Genomic DNA, 18,534 nt, shown 5'->3' on the forward strand with positions numbered 1-18,534 from the left:
CTGGATGACGAATGCCCACGAGATCCTCGACGCCATCGAGAACACGCAGATGCCGGCGATCGAGACCGCAGCGGCGATCGCCGCGGAGTCGATCGGGTCTGGATCCGTGATGTTCGCGTCAGGAACGGGCCACTCGCGGATGGCCGTCGAAGAGCTTTTTCCGCGCTACGGATCGTTCCCGGGGTTCTACCCGCTGGTCGAGCTGTCGACGACGTTCCACACCCAGGTCGTCGGGAACAATGGCCAACGCCAGGCCATGTTCCTCGAACGCGTCGAGGGCCTCGCTGCTGAAATTCTCGCGAACTTCGAAATCGCGCCTCCACAGAGCATGATCCTTTTCAGCGCAAGCGGCCAGAACGCGGTCGCCATCGAACTGGCGATGATCGCACGAGCCGCAGGGCTGCCCGTCGTCGGGGTCACCTCGCTCGCGGAGTACGCCGCCAGCGCTCCTCGGCACAGCTCTGGGAAGAAGCTGGCGGATGTCGTCGACCTCGTCATCGATCTCTGCACGCCGGTCGGTGACTCCGTCTGCGCTCTCGAGGGGCACGACACCCCGGTCGGGCCCAGCACGACCCTCGCCGGCACGGCGATCGTGAACACTCTGAAGGTTGAGACGGCGAAGCTTCTGAGTGCTCGCGGTGAATTGCCGTCCGTTCTCACGAGCGCAGCCGTGGTGGGTCAGGACCGCTCTCGAGAGCTTTTCGAGGACGCGTATCTCGACCAGGCCGAGCGCTCCGCAGCCGTCTTGCGCACCCGGAGGCTGGTCCCATGACCGGCGTGCTCGTGGCGGGTTCGTCCGGTGGTATCGGCGGAGCCGTCATCGACGAACTCGCACGGCGAGGCATCCCGACGCTCGGTGTGGATCGCGACACTTTCGACGTCACCCTGCCGGGCGGCGCCGAGGCAGCAGTCGCTCATGCCACCGAAATACTAGGTGGCGTGACGGGGGTCGTCCACGCCATCGGAATGAGTGGGCGCCGACTCGGTGACGGGCCAGTGACGGAGTGCACCGACGAGGCCTGGGCCGAGGTCCATCGCGTGAATCACGAATCGGTGTTCCGTCTCCTGCGCGCGGCGATTCCTGTTCTCGGCTCCACCGGAGGCGGCGCCGTCACCGTGGTCGGTTCTGCACTCGCGCACACGCTCGACGACGACTTCCTGACCGTCGCCTACGCCAGCGCCAAGGGTGCGCTCGTGCCACTCGTCCGCTCGTCGGCATTCGTCGGTCGTCGATTCGGCGTTCGCGTCAACCTCGTCTCTCCGGGCGTGGTGGACACCCCCATGGCACGCCGCGCCGTCGAATCGCCCGAGGTCAGCGAACAGCTTCGCCACCTCCAGCCCGTCAGCGGCGGCGCGCAGGCAGCGGATTCCGTGGCCAAGGTCGTCTGCTGGACGCTCTCTGACGAAGCCCTTGACCTCAGCGGCGCCGTCATCCCGGCCGACGGAGGGTGGACCCTCCGATGAGCGCACCGAACCTCGTCCGCACCATCACCGGCGACGTCGATGCCAGCTCGCTCGGCCGCGTCGATGCGCACGAGCATGTGTTCCTCGCCTCTCCTGCACTAGCCGGCGAAGACTTCCAAGACGCCGACAAGGCCCAGTCCGAACTCGGCTTCGTGAAGGCAGCCGGCATCGACACCCTCGTCGACCTGACCACGATCGGCCTGGGACGTCGTCCCGCCGACCTCGCTCGGATCTCCGCCGAATCGGGCGTGCTCGTCGTAGCAGCGACCGGCTACCACCGAGACGCGCACTATCGCTCGGACCACTGGGTCCAGCGCGCGAGCCGAACACAGCTGCTTCAGGCGGTCATCTCCGACCTGGAGGCCGGCATCGACGCGACCGATTGGGCTCTTCCCTTCCGTGAGGCGAGCACGGCCCGAGCCGGCATCATCAAGGCAGGAGCCTCCTATCAGCGGATCAGCCCGTCCGAACGCCTCCGACTCGAGGTCTGTGTGGAGGCGGCGGAGGCAGGCGGTGTCCCGTTGGCCGTCCACACCGAGGTCGGCACCGCCGGACACGAGATTCTCGACACGATCGAAAAAGGGGGGCTTCCCCTTCATCGGGTCGTCCTCGCTCACCTCGACCGGAATCCCGACCCCGACGCGCACGAGGAACTGATCCATCGCGGGGCGACTCTCGTCTACGACACGGTCGGCCGCATCAAGTACCGCCCCGAGACCGTCCTCCTCGACCTCTGCGCCGAGATGATCGAACGCGGTCACGCCAGCAACCTGATGCTCGGCACCGACGTCGGGCGCCGCGGCATGCTCAAGGCCTACGGTGGCGGCCCCGGAATGGACGTCCTCGGCCGACAATTCGTCCCGCGTCTTGCCAAACGAGTCGGCACGGATGCCGTCCACGCCCTCCTCGTCGATACCCCGGCCCGATTCCTCACTCTCGAAAGACAGCCCTCATGAGAACGAAACCCTTCTCCATCGCCGCAACCCTCGGTGAGTCGGTCGCCTCCGTGCCCGAGGCAGCCTCCGTCGACGTTCTCGTCGTCGGAGGCGGTTCCGCCGGCTGCACGGCTGCGATCGCTGCGAGCCGCGCCGGCGCCCGAGTTCTCCTCGTCGAGCGCTCGGGGCGCCTCGGCGGCACCGGGACCGCCGTCCTCGACACCTTCTACGGCTTTTACACGCCCGGTGAGAACCGCAAGGTCGTCGGTGGGATCGGTGACGAAGTCGTGGCTGGCCTGACTGCGCGGGATGCCGCCTTCATCCGCCCCAACACGTACGGTGCCGGCGGCGGGGTCACCTACAGCCCCGAAGTCCTCGTCGGGGTCTGGGACCAGCTGGTCACCGACGCGGGTGTGTCCGTCCTGTTCCACGCCCTCGTCATCGACGTGATCCCCGGAAGCGAAGCAGGATCACTCTCCGGTGTCCTGGTGGCGGGAAAGAACGGCCTCACCCGTGTGTCCGCCCGCTACGTCGTGGACGCCTCCGGTGACGCCGATGTCTCATCTCTCGCCGGTGCAGGATTCGACGGCGCCGAGACCGGAGAGCAGGTCCAGGCTCTGACGACCACTTTCCGCTTGGCCAATGTCGACGAGGAACGGTCCAGGTCGTTTCCCAAGGAGGAATTGTTCGCCAGGATGTCGGAGGCGGCCGCGGCTGGCCGATTCGACCTGCCGCGCCAGGAGGGCAGCATCCACCGCACGCCGGTCGCAGGCGTCTCCCTGGCCAACATGACCCGCGTCGAGGGAATCGATCCGACCGATGTCTGGGAGCTGTCGCGCGCCGAGGTCGAGGGGCGGCGCCAGGTCAGGGAGTACGTCCGGTTCCTGCGCTCAGAGATCCCCGGCTATGAGCACGCTGAACTCGTCGGCCTGGGGCTTCAGATCGGGATCCGTGAGAGTCGCCGGATTCAAGGCGACTACCGCCTCACCGCCGATGACGTCCTGTCGGCCCGGCGCTTCGACGACGCCATTGCGAGTTGCGGAGCCCCCATCGAAGACCACTCGGGCGGAACCGACACGGTCTGGAAGTACATCCCGACTCCGGCACGTACGACATCCCCTACCGGGTCCTGCTGCCCGTCGGCCTTCAGAACGTCATCGTGGCCGGCCGATGCCTCTCGGCCACGCATGAAGCTCACGCCAGTTGCCGCTCGATCGCCCAGTGCCTCGCGATGGGCCAGGCGGCCGGAACCGCAGCAGCCCAGGCCCTCGGCAACGGCTCGGCGCTCCGCGACATCGACGTATCCGCCCTCCAGCAGCAGTTGCTCCGAGATGGAGCCATCGTCGAGAACCCCACACTCGTGACCGCGTGAGCTGACACTCCGCAGCGCGTCCCAGAACGTTCCACCCGCATCTGCACCACTCCATCTGCACCATCACCTCACAATTTGTTCGTCACAAGCACTCAAGGAAGAGAACTATGCGAAAAATCAGAACCCTCGCGGCCGTCGGCACGGCGCTGGCGCTCGTGATCCCACTGGCAGCATGCTCATCGAGCGGGTCCGGTTCCAGCTCCGACAACACCCTCAGCCTGTGGGTACCGGCCGGAACCGCGAGCATCGCACCCTACGTCGCGAGCTTCAACAAGAGCCACCCGCAATACAAAGTGACCGTCCGCCAGATCCCCTTCGCCAGCTATGACACTGCCGAAGGCCAGGCGTTCAGCGCCGGACAAGGGCCCGACCTGGCTCAGATCAACGGAACCAGCATGCCGACCTTCGCCGGCAAGGGGTACCTCCAGCCCATCACGCCGATCGTCGGCAGTTCAGGCAACCTGGCCAAGAGCAACTTCTACCCGAGCCTGACCGAGGCCGCGGCCTACGACGGCAAGCAGGTGTCGTTGCCCATCGACACCGGCACCCGGGTGCTGCAGTACAACAAGAAGCTCTTCGCGAAAGCCGGAGTCGCCGACTTCGGCGCGACCGCCAGCTACTCGGAGATCCTCGCAGCGGCCAAGAAGATCCAGGACCTCGGCAACAACACGCAAGGGTTCTGCTACGTCGGTGGCCAGGAGGCCTACACGATCAACTCCAACATGGGGCCGTTCGTCATCCAGTCGGGTGGCACGTTCATGAACGCCAGCAAGACGAAGGCGACTCTGGACAGCCCTGAGGCGGTTGCCGGAATCACCTTCTTCAAGGACCTCGCCGCGACGGGGGACAAGGCCAACATCGTCTCGACTGCATCGACGTCGTGCGTCGAAGGATTCGGCGCGGGAACGGTCGGCATGCAGTTCGACGGCTTCTGGGACATCCCCGGTGGCGGCAAGACGACCTCGACGTTCGAGTTAGGCCAGACCCTGCCCAAGGCGAAGACGGTCTACTCCAGCACCGGAGGGTGGGTACTCGGCGTCCCGAACTACGTGAAGTCCAGCAAATTCCCCGTCATCAAGGCGTTCGTCACCGACATGTACAAGCCGGCGAACATCGTCAAGTTCACGGGCCTCATGCCGGCGACGAAGAACGGACGCCCGGCGGCCACGGCTCTCAAGGCTCCCCAGTACGACATCTACTGGAACATCCTGAACGAGAACGCCTCCAACCCCATCCCGCTCAGCGACCAACTCGTCGCGCAGGGCAACCTCCTGACAAGCTCCATGCAGTCGATTCTGCAGGGCAACGTCTCCGTCAAAGATGGATTGCAAAAGGCCAACACTGCCTTCCAAGCAACCCTCAAATAACAGCGCGGCAGAGTGATGACATCCATAAAAACAACGACCTCGATTAAGCGGACGTCCGGGACGACCATCCCCCGGCGGTCCGCCTCCAAAATCCGGGTCACCCCCTACTTCTGGCTCATTCCGGCGTTCGCTTTGCTGATCTTCGTGGTGGGGTACCCCATCCTGCAGAACATCATCGCGAGCTTCACCACGGTCCACAATGGCGGAACCGCCTTCGTAGGGTTTGCCCAGTACGTTCAGCTGCTCCGGGATCCGACGTTCTACTCGTCGGTTCTGCTCACGATCGTCTGGACGGTGGGTGTCACCGCTCTGCAGTTCTTCTTCGGGGCCGTGTCGGCTCTCGCCGCCGACCGCAGCAGTTGGTTCGTGCGACGCGTCCGACCTGTCCTGATCATCCCCTGGGTCCTTCCCGGCGTCGTTGCGGCCAATATCTGGGTGGTCTTCTACAACGACAACGGCCTCATCAACAAGATCCTGACGAGCATCGGGCTTCCCACCCAACAGGCGTGGCTGGCCGACAGCAACACCGCGATGATCGCCGTGATCGTCGCGGCCGCCTGGAAAGGATTTCCGTTCTACTTCCTCCTCCTGCTGGCGGGGCTGCAATCGGTGCCCGCGGAGACACGGGAAGCTGCCAAAGTCGACGGCGCCGGCTCGTTCCAGACCCTGACACGCGTCGTCCTGCCGCAGATGCGAGCAATCATCGTCACGAGCCTCGTCCTGGGGGTCATCGCGACGTCCAACTACTTCGACGGGATCTACCTCATGACCGGGGGAGGCCCATCCGGGTCGACCCAGACCCTTCCGATCTGGCTCTACAACACGGCGTTCGCGGACTTCGACTTCGCGAAGGCGTCGGCCCTGTCGGTCATCATCCTGCTTCTCGTCCTCGTGCCTGTCATCGTGCAGCTCATCGCGCAAAGAAATCGAGCCATCAAGTGAAAGCCGTCAGACGCACCCTCTCGAACACCGGACCGAACCTGGTCCTCCTGGTGATCTTCGCCGCCGTAGCCGTCCCTTTCCTGTGGGTCATCATGGCGTCGTTCCGGCAGACCGACGTGCTGACGGGATCGATGTTCGACCTGAGCCACCTCGGCATCGCCAACTACCTCACCGTGCTGAAGGGGAGTCTTCCGCAGGACCTCATCAACAGCGCGATCGCGTGCGTCACAGCAGCCGTCCTCAGCGTCGGCGTCAGCGCAGTGGCCGCCTACGCGTTCTCGAGGTTTGAGTTCGCCGGCAGCAAGCTGCTCTTCAGGCTCATCCTGGTTGTCCAGGTGATCCCGGCCGTGTCGATGGTCGTCCCGCTCTACAAACTGTGGGCGGGGCTGCACCTGTTCAACAGCGTCGTCGGGCTGGGCATCGCCTATGCCGGCCTCAACACGGCAGTCTGCATGCTGCTGCTCAAGGGCTTCGTCGACGAGATCCCCCGTGAACTCGACGAGGCCGCCGCGATCGACGGCTGCAGCTCTTTCGGTGCCTTCCGCCGCGTCGTGCTCCCGCTGCTCGCCCCGGCCATCACCTCGGCGGCGATCTACGTCCTGGTGATCACCTGGCAGGAGTATGTCATCGCATCGTCGCTGTTGAACAGCCCGGGATCGTTCACTGCGACGCTCGGTCTGCAGAATCTCGTCGGTCAATATACGACGAACTACGGCGCGATCATGGCCGGCTCGGTGGTCACCGCCATTCCGGTCATCATCGTCTTCGCCATCTTCCAGAAACAGTTCGTCCAGACGGTCACGGGCGGCCTCAAGGGCTGAGCGGATACTCGTGATCCTGCCCGACACGTGAGCAGGATCACGACTCGTCCGCAACCGGAAGGCTCAGGGGAGCGTCAATTCCAGCAATCGCCCACCGATGACCCATTCGGTCAGGAAGATGCGGCCGTCTTGAGATACGGCGATCCCGTGGGGACTGTTCAAGCCGCGAGCCGCAAGGTCCGGCCTGACCAGTCGACCTGCTCGCTGTGCGTTCGGCCAGCCGGGGCGATCCGTGCCGCTGCGGGTCACGACGAGAGGTCGAACCGTGTCATCCCGGTCGACGGCAAGCAGTGCGCCGTCCAACTCGGTGACGAGGAGGTCGTTCCCGCGGAGCGCGAGAGAGCTCGGCGTCGTCATGAGGGGATCGCGGATCTCCCGGATGAAGGCTCCTCGAAGCGAGTAGACAACCAGCCGGGCATTGCCCCGATCGGCGACGACGAGAGTCGGCACGTGGCCCCGGGAGTCGATGACTATGCCGTGAGGACAAGCAAAACGAGTACCGGACTCCGTGCCGTCGAGCGATGTCGCGTAGCGTCCCCCGAGCCAGAGGTGCACCAGGCTCGCTCCGTATCCGTCGGCGACGTAGAGAGAGCGAGATCCTGGTTCGGGATCGACTTCGGTGACGACGGACGTGGGCTGCCACGGCGACTCGGCATAGTCGGCGATGGCGGGTTGCTCGACCGGCTCGAACCGCCGACTGCGGAGGTCGAGTCGGCCCACGGCCCCAGGGCGGGTTTCGACGTCGTAGCCGAGCGCTGGACGCGCCTTGAAGCCGGGATCCGCCAACCACAGCCACTCGGTCGACACGCCGCGGAAGTAATGGATGCCGTGGATTTCGAGAAGGGGCAGCGGGATGTGCTCGGGTTCGGTGCCGTCAGGGCCGAGAAGTACCAGCCCGCCGCCGCCGGGTTCGGCGGTGACGACGGTTCCCGAGTCGGTGACCGCGATCCCCGAGTGCGACCACTCGGCACTTCGGGATCCTGCTGGCCAGAGATCGTTCCAGACGATCGACATGTATCGCTCCTTTGCGAGTGCGCGCCGGCGCACAGAAAGCGGCTCGGGGCGCCGAGGCGCCCCGAGCCGCAGGGGATGGGATCAGTTGGCGGAGTACAGCACGGGATTGAGCGGCGACGCGGGGACTTCGCCGACCTTGGTGCCGGGCATCCAGGCGTCGACCTCTCGCGAGTGGAACTCGTTGGTCGGCTCGATGACCTCGATGTCGGCGTCCATGTAGATGATGGTCATGACGGCGCGAGGCTTGTCGGATTCGTTCGCGCCTGCGCGGTGGAACGTCCAGCCGGTGTGGAAGCTGACGTCGCCGAGCGTGAAGGGCTCCTGGACGAGGGGGAAGTTCGACTCGGCCAAGTCGACCTTCAGCTTCGCCTCGGACTCGTCGCTGATCGGCAGGTCGCGGCCGAACTCGTGCTTCTGGCTGCCCTTGGCGAACGAGAGTGGGCCCATCTCGATAGGCGTCTCCTGCAGCGGAACCCACACTGTGACGGTGCGGTCGCTGGAAAGCGGCCAGTAGTACTGGTCTGCGTGCCAGGGGGTGATGCCGCCGTTGGGCTCCTTGTACAGAGCCTGGTCGTGGTAGAGGCGCACCGAACGCACTCCGAGCAGATCGGCGGCGATCGCCGCGAGACGCTCCGAGAAGACGAACTCCTTCACGAGGTCGCTGTGCTGCCACAGGTTCGAGACCTGCAGGAACGCCTTGCCGTACGTGTCGCGATCTTCGAGCGGGATGTCCTGAGTGTTGAGCGCCTTCACCTGCGAAGTGATCTCCCGCTCGTAGACGTGGAGGACCTCGGGGTCGAGGACCTCGGAGAGCTTCACGAAGCCCTCCTCGTTGAACTTCTTGATGGTCTCGAAAGGCACCGTGTAACGGGCCTTCATCGTGTCGAGTGTTGTGGTCATGGCTCAAGAATCGCCTAGCCGACGTGGTGCCGACAACGCCTGTGAATCCGTATTCCGATACTATTTATCCAACGCAGAAAGGGATCGGTCAGGTGCTTGCATCCTTCGAACACATCGTGCCCAAGTTTCCCCTCACCTGGAACATCGCCACACTCGCCGAACCCGGCTTCCACTCCGTGTGGCACTTCCATCCGGAGTTCGAACTGACCTACATTCGCGCGGGTCACGGGACGAGGCTCGTTGGCGACTCGGTGGGCGACTACGTCCCCGGGCAACTCACCCTCATCGGCCCGGAGGTACCACACACCTACGTGTCGACGCCGGGTTCGGATCTCCACATCGCCGTGGTTGCGCAGTTTCGCAGCGATTTCGTCGGAGAGGCGTTTTTCGATGCGCCCGTGTTCGAAAGCGTGTCGCGGCTCCTGACCGCGTCTTCCCGAGGGCTCTCATTCACCTGCGCTGACGCACGGATGAGTCGATTGGAGAGCCTTCCCCCGGCTGAGAAGACCCTCGAGCTCCTGAGCCTGCTGCTCGACCTCTCGCGTCGAGAGCCGACGTACCTCGCGACGGACCAGCGCACACCGGCGCTCAACAGGGCTACCGCTGGTCGCATCGAGGCGATGGTGAGCGTGATGCACGAAGAGTACGCATCGAAACTGACGCTCGACAGGATCGCCGCCGCCGCCCACCTCGCGCCGAGCTCTGCGAGCAGGCTCTTCTCGCAGTGCACCGGCAGCACGATCACCACATATCTGAACGTGGTCCGCGTCAACGTCGCCTGCCGCCTCTTACGCGATTCGGACCGAAGCGTCGCTGACATCTCCGTGGAGTGCGGCTTCACCAACCTCTCCAACTTCAATCGTCGGTTTCGAGACGTCAAGAACGTCACTCCGCGAGAATTCCGGACGAGGTCGCGGATCGAGGTCCATGAATGAGGCGGTCGGCGTGATCCACCTACCACTGGGCAATACAGGCTCGCAGACCCTCGGGGCACTCCTTTCTGAAGAGCGATTCCGTGCTGTCGTCACCATCGACTGGTTGTGCCCGCGATGACAACGGCTTGAGCGTTCGGCGCGTTTCCGACTTCGGCACGCGTCACGCCGGCCCACCAGAACGCGCTACCCGGCTGGCTGCCCTGACGATCTGCGGCAGCTCGTCATTCGGGTTGTCGCGTGGTGCGCGTTGAGGCGCCGCTCCGCTCGTCGGGGCGTCGATAGGGTGAGGGGATGAGCGAAGGCCTGAGCATCGCGGTGGCGCAGTTCGCGCCGGGGGCCGACTCTGCGGCGAACCTCGGCACGATGGGGGAGATGGCGGAGAGCGCGGTGGGTCGCGGGGCGCGAGTCGTCGTGTTCCCGGAGTACTCGTCGTTCTTCGAAGCGGAGATGGGGGCGGCGTTCGTCGCCGCCGCACAACCGCTCGACGGGGCATTCGTTCGCGGCATCGCTTCGCTCGCCGCCCGGCTGGGCATCTTCGTGGTCGCGGGGCTGGTCGAGAGTACGGGCACCGATCGCTTCTCGAACACACTGGTCGCCGTGGCGCCGAGCGGAGACGTCGTCGCGACCTACCGCAAGCTGCACCTGTACGACGCGTTCGGGCAGACGGAGTCGGACTGGGTCGTGAAAGGGCCGATCGGCGAACCCGAGCTCTTCGACGTCGACGGCTTCACGGTCGGGATGCAGACCTGTTATGACGTGCGCTTCCCCGAGGTCACCAGGATCCTCGTCGACTCCGGCGCCGAGATCGTCCTCCTGCCGGCCGAGTGGGTGCGCGGCCCGCTCAAAGAGCACCACTGGCGCACCCTCCTCACCGCCCGCGCCATCGAGAACACCATCTACGTGGCCGCCGCCGACCACACCCGCCTGTCGGCGTCGGCACCAGCCTCATCGTCGACCCGTCGGGGGTGACGATCGCCGCGATCGGTGACGAGCAGGGCATCGCGGTGGCCGAGGTGCGACGCGACCGGCTCGACGCCGTTCGCCGTCAGAATCCTGCGCTCGCCCTGCGCCGCTTCGGCACGCACGCCCTCTAGCGGGAGCGGAGACCGGTGAGCTGGGTGGACGCCCGCTCGAGCACGTCGATGCGCTTGCAGAAGGCGAAGCGGACGAGCGACGAGTACTCGGCGGCGAGGTCGGCGTGGCAGAACGCGCTGATCGGCACGCCGACGACGCCGGCGAGCTCGGGCAGGCGACGGCAGAGGTCGACCGCGTCGGAGTAGCCGAGGCCGGCGGCGTCGGCGACCACGAAGTACGAGCCGTGCGGCCGCGAGACGGAGAACCCCGCGGCGACGAGCCCTGCGCTCAGCACGTCGCGCTTGTGCTCGAGGGCGGCGGCGGCCTCGGCGAAATAGCCGTCGGGCAGGTCGAGCCCGGCGGCGATCGCGGGCTGGAACGGCGCTCCGTTGACGTAGGTGAGGAACTGCTTCACGGCCAGGATCTGGTCCACGAGTGCCGCGGGGGCGGAGAGCCAGCCGATCTTCCATCCTGTGGTCGAGAAGGTCTTACCTCCCGACGAGATCGTGACACTGCGCTCGCGGGCGCCGGGCAGCGTGCTGATCGGGCTGTGCGTCAGACCATCGAAGAGCAGGTGCTCGTAGACCTCGTCCGACACGATGATCGCGTCGTGGCGGTGGGCGAGCTCGACGACGAGCTCGCGCGTCGCCGCGTCGAGCACGGTGCCTGTCGGGTTGTGCGGGTCGTTGAGCAGGATCACGCGGGTGCGGTCGGTGACGGCTCGGCGCAGCTCGTCGGGGTCGACGGTGAAGTCGGGGCCGCGCAGCGGAACGGTGCGGTGGACGCCGTCGGCGAGGCCGATGACGGCGCCGTACGAGTCGTAGAACGGCTCGAGGGTGACCACCTCGTCGCCGGGCTCGACGAGGGCCAGCAGCGTCGCAGCGAGGGCCTCGGTGGCGCCCGCGGTGACGAGCACCTCGGTCGCCGGGTCGAGGTCGATGCCGTAGAAGCGCTTCTGGTGGCGAGCCACGGCCTCGAGCAGGATCGGCATGCCTCGCCCGGGCGGATACTGGTTGACCCCGTCGCGGATGGCCTTCACCGCCGCGTCGAGCACCTCGCGAGGTCCGTCCTCGTCGGGGAAGCCCTGCCCGAGGTTGATCGAGCCGCTGCGCTGGGCGAGAGCCGACATCTCGGCGAAGATCGTCGGGGCGAGGTGGCCGTCGGAGCCGAGCAGCATGGCGCCGCGGGCGGCGCGTTCCCAGGGGGCGAGTGCAGTCACGCGACCTACCGTACTGCGCGTTCTCGGCCTCTCCCGATGGCCGACGCCTAGGATGACGGCCATGACTGACACCCCTGGACGCGACACTCCTCCCGGCGCCGGTTCGAACCACGAGGGGGGCCCCGTACAGCCTGGCAGCGAGGCGCAGCAGCCCGCGAGCGACGCGCAGCAGCCCGCGAGCGACGCGCAGCAGCCCGCTGGCGACGCCCGGCCCGAGGAGTGGCAGGCGCCAGTCGGCGTGCCGCCTCTGCCCGGCACCCCGCCGCAGAGTCTCGCCGACGAGCGATCTGAAGCGGCCTCGCAAGGCGATCCGCTGCCCGATCCTGGTGCCGGCCACCGCGCGCCCGCATCGCTCGACCACGCGGCCTACGCCGGCCAGAACTCTGCCGCGTACGGCGACCTGTCGGCCGCCGCGGCCCGCGGCGAGCTGCCCGACGCGGCGCAGCAGGTCGAGGCCGACGCGCACGGCTACCCCGAGGGCGCCGGCTGGTCGACTCCTGCGCCGCGTCGTCGCCGCGTGGGTCTCGGCGCGTTCGTCGGCGTCGCCGTCGTCGCCGCGGTGATCGGTGCCCTGGTCGCCACCGGCGGCTACGCGATCGTCTCCTCGCGGCAGTCGAACACGGCGACCGGCGCCTCGAACTCGCTCGAGATCGGCCACTACAAAGACGCCACGATCATCACCGCGGTCGCTGCCAAGGCGACGCCGTCGGTCGTGACCATCAACGCTTCGGCCGGCACTTCGGCAGGCACCGGTTCGGGCGTGGTGCTGACCACCGACGGCTACATCGTCACGAACACCCACGTGGTCACCCTCGACGGCGCCAGCGGCTCGGCGAAAGTCAGCGTCACGACGTCCGGCGGGCGCATCTACCCGGCGAAGATCATCGGCACCGACCCGGTCGTCGACCTCGCCGTGATCAAGATCGACGCCTCGGGCCTCAAGCCGATGACGTTCGCGAACTCGTCCAAGCTCAACGTCGGCGACACCGCCGTCGCCATCGGCGCACCCCTCGGCCTGTCCAACACCGTCACCGACGGCATCGTGTCGACGCTCAACCGCAGCATCACCGTCGCCTCGTCGGCGGCGCCCAAGGGCGGCGACAGCTCGGGGTCGTCGGGCGGCCAGCAATTCAACTTCGACGGCGGCTCCGGCTCCGGCTCCGGCTCGAGCTCGACGCCGACGACGTCGATCGCGCTGCCGGTCATCCAGACTGACGCGTCGATCAACCCTGGCAACTCGGGTGGAGCGCTGCTCGACTCGAAGGGCGATCTCATCGGCGTCAACGTCGCGATCGCGAGCTCGGGTGAGTCGTCAGGCAGCATCGGCGTGGGCTTCTCGATCCCGTCCGACCTCGTCCAGCGGGTGTCGCAGTCGATCATCAAGACCGGCTCGGCCACGCACGGCGTGCTCGGGGCCGCGATCGACGACGCCACGAGCGACACGTCGGCCACCCACACCGGGTCCGTCATCAACTCGCTCACCGCGGGCGGCGCAGCGGCCAAGGCGGGGCTGCGCGCGGGCGACGTCGTGACAGCCGTCGACGGCGTGCCGATCACCGGCGCGACCGACCTGCAGGCGCAGATCCGCACGCTCGCCGGCGGGGCGACGGCCTCGGTCACCTACATCCGAGACGGCCGTACCAAGACGGTCGCGGTCACCCTGGGCAGCCAGAAGGGCTGAGGCCGCCTGGTAAGCTCGTGCGGATCTCAGCGCGAGGCAGAAGGCCCCGTGCGACCCGACGTCACAGGATCAGATGAGCGCAGAAGACCGCCGCCCCGAGGCCGATTCGCCCAGCGGCGTCAGCGGCGTCTCCTACGTGATGCCGGTGCTCAACGAGGTCGCCGAGATCCGCGCGGCCGTCGAGAGCCTCGTCGCCCAAGACTACGAGGGCCCGTTCGAAGTGATCCTGGCGCTCGGGCCGAGCGTCGACGGAACGAACGAGGTCGTCGCGCAGATGGCCGCGGACGACGCCCGCATCCGCAGCATCCCGAACCCCGAAGGCTCGACCCCGGCGGGTCTCAACGTCGCGATCCTGGCGTCGCGCTACCCGGTGACCGTGCGCGTCGACGCGCACTCGATCCTGCCGCCCGAGTACACCAGGATCGCCGTCGCGACGCTCGAGCGATCCGGCGCCGACAACGTGGGCGGCATCATGCACGCCGAGGGCCGCAGCCCGTTCGAGAAGGCGGTCGCCCGCGCCTACGGAAGCCGCGTCGGTCTGGGCGGCACCCCGCACCACGTCGGCGGCAAAGAGGGCCCTGCCGAGACCGCCTACCTGGGCGTCTTCCTCCGCCACCGCCTCGTCGAGGTCGGCCTCTTCGACGAGAACATCAAGCGCGGCCAGGACTGGGAGCTCAACCGGCGGCTGCGCGCAACCGGCGGCGTCGTCTGGTTCACGCCGGCCCTGACGGTCACCTACCGGCCGCGCCCGAGCCTTCGCACGCTCGTCCGGCAGTTCGTGGCCACGGGGATCTGGCGGGGCGAGCTGGTACGCCGGTTCGCGTTCGCCAACTCGTTGCGCTACCTCGTGCCGCCAGTGATGGTGCTGGGCGTGCTGCTCGGTTTCGTCGCCGGGATCCTCGGCCTCATCGGGTTGGGCGTCGGTACGGGGCTGGCCTGGGCGACCCTCGGCTTCATCGTCCCGGCGATCTACGTCGTGTTCGTCGTCGTGGCGACGCTGGCATCCGCGCGGGCCGAGGACGGCAAGACGCGAGCCTGGTTTCTCGTAGTCTTGCCGTGCATCCACTTCGGCTGGGGGATCGGCTTCGTCGCCGGATTCCTCACGCTCACGAAGAACATCACCGCACACGTCGGAAGGTAAGAATGTCGCCCTCGACGCCCACGCGACCCACGTCGATCGCTGAGCTCAAGCGCGTGGCGCAGCCTCCCGAGGTGCGGAGCCGCGCCAACGCCGAGCACTGGACGGCGTCGCTGTACCTGCGCGACATCTCGCCGTACCTCACCTGGGTCTTCTTGAAGACGAGCATCACGGCGAACGGGGTGACCGGCTTCATGATCCTGGCGGGCTGGGCCACCGCCTTCTCGCTGCTGATCCCCGGCGTCGCCGGCCCTGCCCTGGCGCTGGTGCTCGGCCAGTTGCAGATGCTGATCGACTGCTGCGACGGCGAGGTCGCCCGTTGGCGCGGCACGTCGTCGCCCGCCGGCGTCTTCCTCGACAAGGTCGGGCATTACACGACCGAGGCGCTGATCCCGATCATGCTCGGCATCCGCGCCGCGGGCTTTCCATTCGAGGTGCCGGCCGACTACCGCTGGACGACCCTCGGGCTCGGCCTCGCCCTCGTCATCGTGCTCAACAAGGCACTCAACGACATGGTGCACGTCGCGCGCGCGAACGCCGGTTTGACGAAGCTCGAAGACAAGCGCGGCGGCGTCACAGTGCCGAGCGGCCGGCTGCTCGCGCGTGCTCGCAGCGCCGCACGCTACGTGCCGTTCCACCGGCTCTACCACTCCGTCGAGCTCACGATCATCGTCTTCGCGGTGTCGCTCGCCGGCATCGCGTTCGGCCAGGTGCACGTCGACCGCATCCTGTTGACCGTGCTCGTGCCGCTGTCGCTGCTCGCCCTCGTCGGGCACTTCGTGGCGATCATGGCGTCGAAGCGGGTGCGCTCCTGAGCGGCTCGACCGAAGCCGCGGCGGGCGGCGACGGCCTTCGCACCGGCGGCCCGAGCATCGGCGTCGTCAGCCTGACGCAGGCGCGCCGGCCCGACGACCTGCGCCGCGGCCTCGAGTCGTTGCTGGCCCAGCAGGGCGTCACCCTCGACGTCGTCTGCGTCGGCAACGGCGCGGGCCCCGGCGACCTGCCCGACGGGGTCCGGCCGCTCGCGCTGGCCGAGAACGTCGGCATCCCCGCGGGGCGCAATCTCGGTGCTGCCGAGGTCGCCGGCGACTACATCTTCTTCCTCGACGACGACGCGTCGCTGCCGTCGCCGACCTTCCTGCAGGACGCCGTGGCCCTGATCCGTGAGGACCCGTCGATCGGCCTGTTGCAGCCGCGCGTGACCGACCCGACCGGCAAGGGCGATCCCCGCCGCTGGGTGCCCCGCATCCGCAAGGGCGACCCTGGGCAGTCGGGCGACGTCTTCTCGGTCTGGGAGGGCGCCACCCTCATGCCGCGCCAGGTCTTCGACGCCTGTGGCGGCTGGGGCGACGTCTACTTCTACGCGCACGAGGGCATCGAGCTCGCTTGGCGGGTGTGGGCCCAAGGCCTCCGCGTCTGGTACGCCGGTGAGCTCACGGCCAACCACCCCAATGCCGACCAGACGCGGCACAGCCAGTACTACCGCCTCAACGCACGCAATCGGGTGTGGCTGGCGAAACGCAACCTGCCCGTGATCCTGATGCCCCTCTACGTCGGCTCGTGGGCAGCCATCACGGTGCTGCGCTGGGGTCGACGCCCCGATCGGCTGCGGCCGTGGTTCGAGGGCTTGCGTCAGGGCTGGGCGCAGGACCCCGGGGGTCGACGCCCCATGGGCTGGCGCACGGTCGCCCGCATGGCCCGCGCCGGCCGCCCACCCATCGTCTGACGAACGGAGAACCGATCGTGCCACTCACCCGTGACCTGAAGCTCGCCTACGGCGTCGTCCACCGCATGTGGGTGTCGCGCCGCAACCGTCGCAATCTCGTCGAGGCCGATCCGTCGCGCCTCGCGCCGGCGCCCGGCACCGTGCGCGTCGCCGTCTACTTCGCAGACGGCCCCGTCAACCTCTACCAGATCCGCCAGTGGTACTCACCCCTGGCGGAGTTGAACAAGACGCACCCCGTGGCCATCGTCGTACGGACCCCTGCGACGATGCTCGCTCTGCTCGCGGAGTCGCCGGTGCCCGTCGTCTACGCGCGGCAGGTCGTCGACCTCGAGGCGTTCGTCGCGTCGCAGCCGATCGCCATGACCCTGTACGTCAACCAGAACTCGCGCAACTTCCAGATGATGCGCTACGGGCGCATGTGGCACGTCTTCGTCAACCACGGCGAGAGCGACAAGATGTACATGACCACGAACCAGTTCAAGACCTACGACTACGCGTTCGTCGCCGGCGACGCCGCAGTGGAGCGGTTGAGCTCGAAGCTCTGGGACTACGACCTCGCCAAACGCGCCATCCCGATCGGGCGCCCCCAGGCCGACCATTTCAGAGGCGCCCTGCCGTACACGCCCGACGAACGCACCGTGGTGCTCTACGCGCCGACCTGGGAGGGCGACCGCCCGTCGGCCGCCTACGGGTCGATCGTCAGCCACGGCGTCCCTCTGGTGGGCGCGCTCGTGGCCACGGGGCGGCACCGCGTGATCTATCGCCCGCACCCGCGCAGCGGCGTGGTCGACCCGACCTACAAAGCGGCTCACGAGTCGATCGTCGCGGCGATCGCCGCGGCGAACGCAGCCGACCCGTCGGCGCACCACGTCTACGACGACGGCCCGCAACTCGGCTGGCAGCTCGCGGCCGCCGATGTGGCGATCACCGACATCTCGGCCATGGTCTACGACCGGCTCGCCACCGGCCGCCCTCTGCTCGTGGCGCGCCCGGCCTCGCCGGAGGCCGACGTCGACGACAACGGGTATCTCGGCCACGCCGAGTGGGTGACGGCGCAGGATGCGAGCGGCATCGTCGCGCAGGTCGACCGCGTCCTTCACGACGACGAGTCGCAGGCGCGGCTGGCGTTCTGGACACGCCACCACTTCGGTGACACGACGCCCGGCTCGGCCACCGAGCGCTTCGAGGCCGCCGTGCAGACGCTCGTCGACCGGTGGCACCAGTTCGAGGCCGTGCACCCGCTGAAGGCGGGAGAGTCGTCGATCGACCACTGACGATCAGCACGCCGTAACACTGAGGTATAAAACACCTGTATCATAACGTCTGGACGTGAAACACCCAGCGGCATGATCATGGGGTATGCCCGAATCGTCGACCGAAGCCGCTCGCCTGCTGGGCTCTCGGCTTCGCGACGAGCGTCTCAGGCTGGGCAGCAGCCAGGACGAGGTGGCCAACCTCGCCGGCATGAACGTGTCGAACTACGGCAAGATCGAGCGCGGCATCGGCAACCCCGTGCTCGTCACCATCGTGCGACTGGCCGTCGTGCTCGGCATCGACCCGGCCGTGCTCGTGGCCGGCCTGGGCGCCGAGCACCTGCCGGCCGACCAGCGCCCGTTCACCGTGGCCGAGTTCGTGAGCGAGCGGGCCAAACGGCAGCGCCAGCACTAGAAGCTGACGCGCCACAAGAATTCGTCACCGTCGGGCCGGAACCACCGCAGCACGACGACCGACTCACGCTCGAGGTCAGGGCCGACGAGTGTGAGTGTGACCGATTCTCCGGCGCCCAGCAAGGGAATGTGCATCGGCTCAAGATGGCCGTCGCCGACGAGGGTGGCACGAAGGCCGCGGAGGGTCTCGTCGCCCACGTTGCACACGCGGTAGAGGTGCGGGGCGTCGTCGCGATCGATCCAGAGGGGGACGGGGTAGGCGGGAGGTCGGCTGCTCAT

The 18,534-nt window shown here is 67.4% G+C and carries 19 protein-coding genes and 1 pseudogene; 16 read left to right on the forward strand and 4 right to left on the reverse strand.

The features are described from left to right. The first annotated feature begins 4 nt into the window (after positions 1-4). The 7 genes and pseudogenes from AX769_RS09255 (at position 5) to AX769_RS09285 (ending at position 6,901) form a co-directional block, all read left to right on the forward strand. Complete coding sequence (locus tag AX769_RS09255; RefSeq protein WP_204249353.1) at positions 5-772, forward strand: sugar isomerase domain-containing protein; 768 nt, start codon at positions 5-7, stop codon at positions 770-772. Then, positions 769-1,464, forward strand: coding sequence for an SDR family NAD(P)-dependent oxidoreductase (locus tag AX769_RS09260; protein WP_066278479.1), 696 nt, complete (start codon positions 769-771; stop codon positions 1,462-1,464). Before AX769_RS09255 ends, AX769_RS09260 begins: the two co-directional genes overlap by 4 nt. Beyond that, positions 1,461-2,420: a phosphotriesterase gene (locus AX769_RS09265; protein WP_066278482.1), complete on the forward strand. Its 960-nt coding sequence runs from the start codon at positions 1,461-1,463 to the stop codon at positions 2,418-2,420. The genes AX769_RS09260 and AX769_RS09265 overlap by 4 nt, the downstream gene beginning before the upstream one ends. Further along, positions 2,417-3,771: pseudogene (locus AX769_RS09270) on the forward strand (FAD-dependent oxidoreductase). The gene AX769_RS09265 and the pseudogene AX769_RS09270 overlap by 4 nt, the downstream one beginning before the upstream one ends. A 107-nt stretch (positions 3,772-3,878) precedes the next feature. Beyond that, positions 3,879-5,138: an ABC transporter substrate-binding protein gene (locus tag AX769_RS09275; protein ID WP_066278484.1), complete on the forward strand. Its 1,260-nt coding sequence runs from the start codon at positions 3,879-3,881 to the stop codon at positions 5,136-5,138. Positions 5,139-5,282: 144 nt separating this feature from the next. Continuing rightward, positions 5,283-6,080: a carbohydrate ABC transporter permease gene (locus tag AX769_RS09280; protein WP_157887539.1), complete on the forward strand. Its 798-nt coding sequence runs from the start codon at positions 5,283-5,285 to the stop codon at positions 6,078-6,080. Beyond that, entirely contained in the window at positions 6,077-6,901 is an 825-nt protein-coding gene (locus AX769_RS09285) for a carbohydrate ABC transporter permease (protein ID WP_066278488.1), read from the forward strand. Before AX769_RS09280 ends, AX769_RS09285 begins: the two co-directional genes overlap by 4 nt. 63 nt (positions 6,902-6,964) lie before the next feature. Here AX769_RS09285 and AX769_RS09290 read toward each other — a convergent pair whose 3' ends face one another. Both AX769_RS09290 and AX769_RS09295 read right to left on the reverse strand, forming a co-directional pair. Then, positions 6,965-7,915: a hypothetical protein gene (locus tag AX769_RS09290; RefSeq protein ID WP_066278490.1), complete on the reverse strand. Its 951-nt coding sequence runs from the start codon at positions 7,913-7,915 to the stop codon at positions 6,965-6,967. Positions 7,916-7,996: 81 nt separating this feature from the next. Next, positions 7,997-8,815, reverse strand: coding sequence for a phytanoyl-CoA dioxygenase family protein (locus tag AX769_RS09295; RefSeq protein WP_066278493.1), 819 nt, complete (start codon positions 8,813-8,815; stop codon positions 7,997-7,999). Between the two features lie 23 nt (positions 8,816-8,838). Here AX769_RS09295 and AX769_RS09300 point away from each other — a divergent pair, with 23 nt between their 5' ends. The 3 genes from AX769_RS09300 to AX769_RS25970 all read left to right on the forward strand — a co-directional run bounded on the left by AX769_RS09300 (position 8,839) and on the right by AX769_RS25970 (position 10,844). Next, the gene (locus tag AX769_RS09300) at positions 8,839-9,750 is read left to right on the forward strand and encodes an AraC family transcriptional regulator (RefSeq protein WP_162269015.1); all 912 of its coding nucleotides are present in this window, start codon (positions 8,839-8,841) and stop codon (positions 9,748-9,750) included. Between the two features lie 291 nt (positions 9,751-10,041). After that, on the forward strand, positions 10,042-10,719 hold the full coding sequence (locus tag AX769_RS09305; RefSeq protein ID WP_369824080.1) for a carbon-nitrogen hydrolase family protein: 678 nt from the start codon (positions 10,042-10,044) through the stop codon (positions 10,717-10,719). Continuing rightward, a complete protein-coding gene (locus AX769_RS25970; RefSeq protein WP_369824081.1) occupies positions 10,716-10,844 on the forward strand; it encodes a hypothetical protein in 129 nt (42 codons plus the stop codon). The genes AX769_RS09305 and AX769_RS25970 overlap by 4 nt, the downstream gene beginning before the upstream one ends. Here AX769_RS25970 and AX769_RS09310 read toward each other — a convergent pair. Next, on the reverse strand, positions 10,841-12,001 hold the full coding sequence (locus AX769_RS09310; protein WP_066283413.1) for an aminotransferase class I/II-fold pyridoxal phosphate-dependent enzyme: 1,161 nt from the start codon (positions 11,999-12,001) through the stop codon (positions 10,841-10,843). The genes AX769_RS25970 and AX769_RS09310 overlap by 4 nt on opposite strands. A 103-nt stretch (positions 12,002-12,104) precedes the next feature. On the opposite strand from AX769_RS09310, the gene AX769_RS09315 reads away from it, so the two are divergent. The 6 genes from AX769_RS09315 to AX769_RS09340 all read left to right on the forward strand — a co-directional run bounded on the left by AX769_RS09315 (position 12,105) and on the right by AX769_RS09340 (position 18,256). Further along, on the forward strand, positions 12,105-13,724 hold the full coding sequence (locus tag AX769_RS09315; protein WP_157887540.1) for a S1C family serine protease: 1,620 nt from the start codon (positions 12,105-12,107) through the stop codon (positions 13,722-13,724). Positions 13,725-13,797: 73 nt separating this feature from the next. Continuing rightward, positions 13,798-14,865, forward strand: coding sequence for a glycosyltransferase family 2 protein (locus AX769_RS09320; RefSeq protein WP_066278497.1), 1,068 nt, complete (start codon positions 13,798-13,800; stop codon positions 14,863-14,865). A 2-nt stretch (positions 14,866-14,867) separates the two neighbouring features. After that, positions 14,868-15,677 carry a CDP-alcohol phosphatidyltransferase family protein gene (locus tag AX769_RS09325; protein ID WP_066278499.1) on the forward strand — a complete coding sequence of 270 codons (810 nt, stop codon included), beginning with the start codon at positions 14,868-14,870 and terminating at the stop codon, positions 15,675-15,677. Then, positions 15,674-16,588: a glycosyltransferase family 2 protein gene (locus AX769_RS09330; protein WP_066283415.1), complete on the forward strand. Its 915-nt coding sequence runs from the start codon at positions 15,674-15,676 to the stop codon at positions 16,586-16,588. The genes AX769_RS09325 and AX769_RS09330 overlap by 4 nt, the downstream gene beginning before the upstream one ends. Before the next feature lie 17 nt (positions 16,589-16,605). After that, entirely contained in the window at positions 16,606-17,862 is a 1,257-nt protein-coding gene (locus AX769_RS09335) for a CDP-glycerol glycerophosphotransferase family protein (RefSeq protein ID WP_066278502.1), read from the forward strand. A gap of 85 nt (positions 17,863-17,947) precedes the next feature. Continuing rightward, positions 17,948-18,256 carry a helix-turn-helix domain-containing protein gene (locus AX769_RS09340; protein ID WP_082763646.1) on the forward strand — a complete coding sequence of 103 codons (309 nt, stop codon included), beginning with the start codon at positions 17,948-17,950 and terminating at the stop codon, positions 18,254-18,256. Here the strand turns inward: AX769_RS09340 and AX769_RS09345 are convergent. Beyond that, a complete protein-coding gene (locus AX769_RS09345) occupies positions 18,253-18,534 on the reverse strand; it encodes a hypothetical protein (RefSeq protein WP_157887541.1) in 282 nt (93 codons plus the stop codon). The genes AX769_RS09340 and AX769_RS09345 overlap by 4 nt on opposite strands.

The sequence above is a fragment of the Frondihabitans sp. PAMC 28766 genome (assembly GCF_001577365.1).
GTDB lineage: Bacteria > Actinomycetota > Actinomycetes > Actinomycetales > Microbacteriaceae > Frondihabitans.

Bases quoted from the DNA above. Each gene is read 5' to 3' on its own strand.
- AX769_RS09255 (WP_204249353.1), top strand. From the start codon at position 5: ATGACGAATGCCCACGAGATCCTCGACGCCATCGAGAACACGCAGATG.
- AX769_RS09260 (WP_066278479.1), top strand. From the start codon at position 769: ATGACCGGCGTGCTCGTGGCGGGTTCGTCCGGTGGTATCGGCGGAGCC.
- AX769_RS09265 (WP_066278482.1), top strand. From the start codon at position 1,461: ATGAGCGCACCGAACCTCGTCCGCACCATCACCGGCGACGTCGATGCC.
- AX769_RS09275 (WP_066278484.1), top strand. From the start codon at position 3,879: ATGCGAAAAATCAGAACCCTCGCGGCCGTCGGCACGGCGCTGGCGCTC.
- AX769_RS09290 (WP_066278490.1), bottom strand. From the start codon at position 7,915: ATGTCGATCGTCTGGAACGATCTCTGGCCAGCAGGATCCCGAAGTGCC.
- AX769_RS09295 (WP_066278493.1), bottom strand. From the start codon at position 8,815: ATGACCACAACACTCGACACGATGAAGGCCCGTTACACGGTGCCTTTC.
- AX769_RS09305 (WP_369824080.1), top strand. From the start codon at position 10,042: ATGAGCGAAGGCCTGAGCATCGCGGTGGCGCAGTTCGCGCCGGGGGCC.
- AX769_RS09310 (WP_066283413.1), bottom strand. From the start codon at position 12,001: ATGCTGCTCGGCTCCGACGGCCACCTCGCCCCGACGATCTTCGCCGAG.
- AX769_RS09315 (WP_157887540.1), top strand. From the start codon at position 12,105: ATGACTGACACCCCTGGACGCGACACTCCTCCCGGCGCCGGTTCGAAC.
- AX769_RS09320 (WP_066278497.1), top strand. From the start codon at position 13,798: ATGAGCGCAGAAGACCGCCGCCCCGAGGCCGATTCGCCCAGCGGCGTC.
- AX769_RS09325 (WP_066278499.1), top strand. From the start codon at position 14,868: ATGTCGCCCTCGACGCCCACGCGACCCACGTCGATCGCTGAGCTCAAG.
- AX769_RS09340 (WP_082763646.1), top strand. From the start codon at position 17,948: ATGCCCGAATCGTCGACCGAAGCCGCTCGCCTGCTGGGCTCTCGGCTT.
- AX769_RS09345 (WP_157887541.1), bottom strand. From the start codon at position 18,534: ATGAGCAGCCGACCTCCCGCCTACCCCGTCCCCCTCTGGATCGATCGC.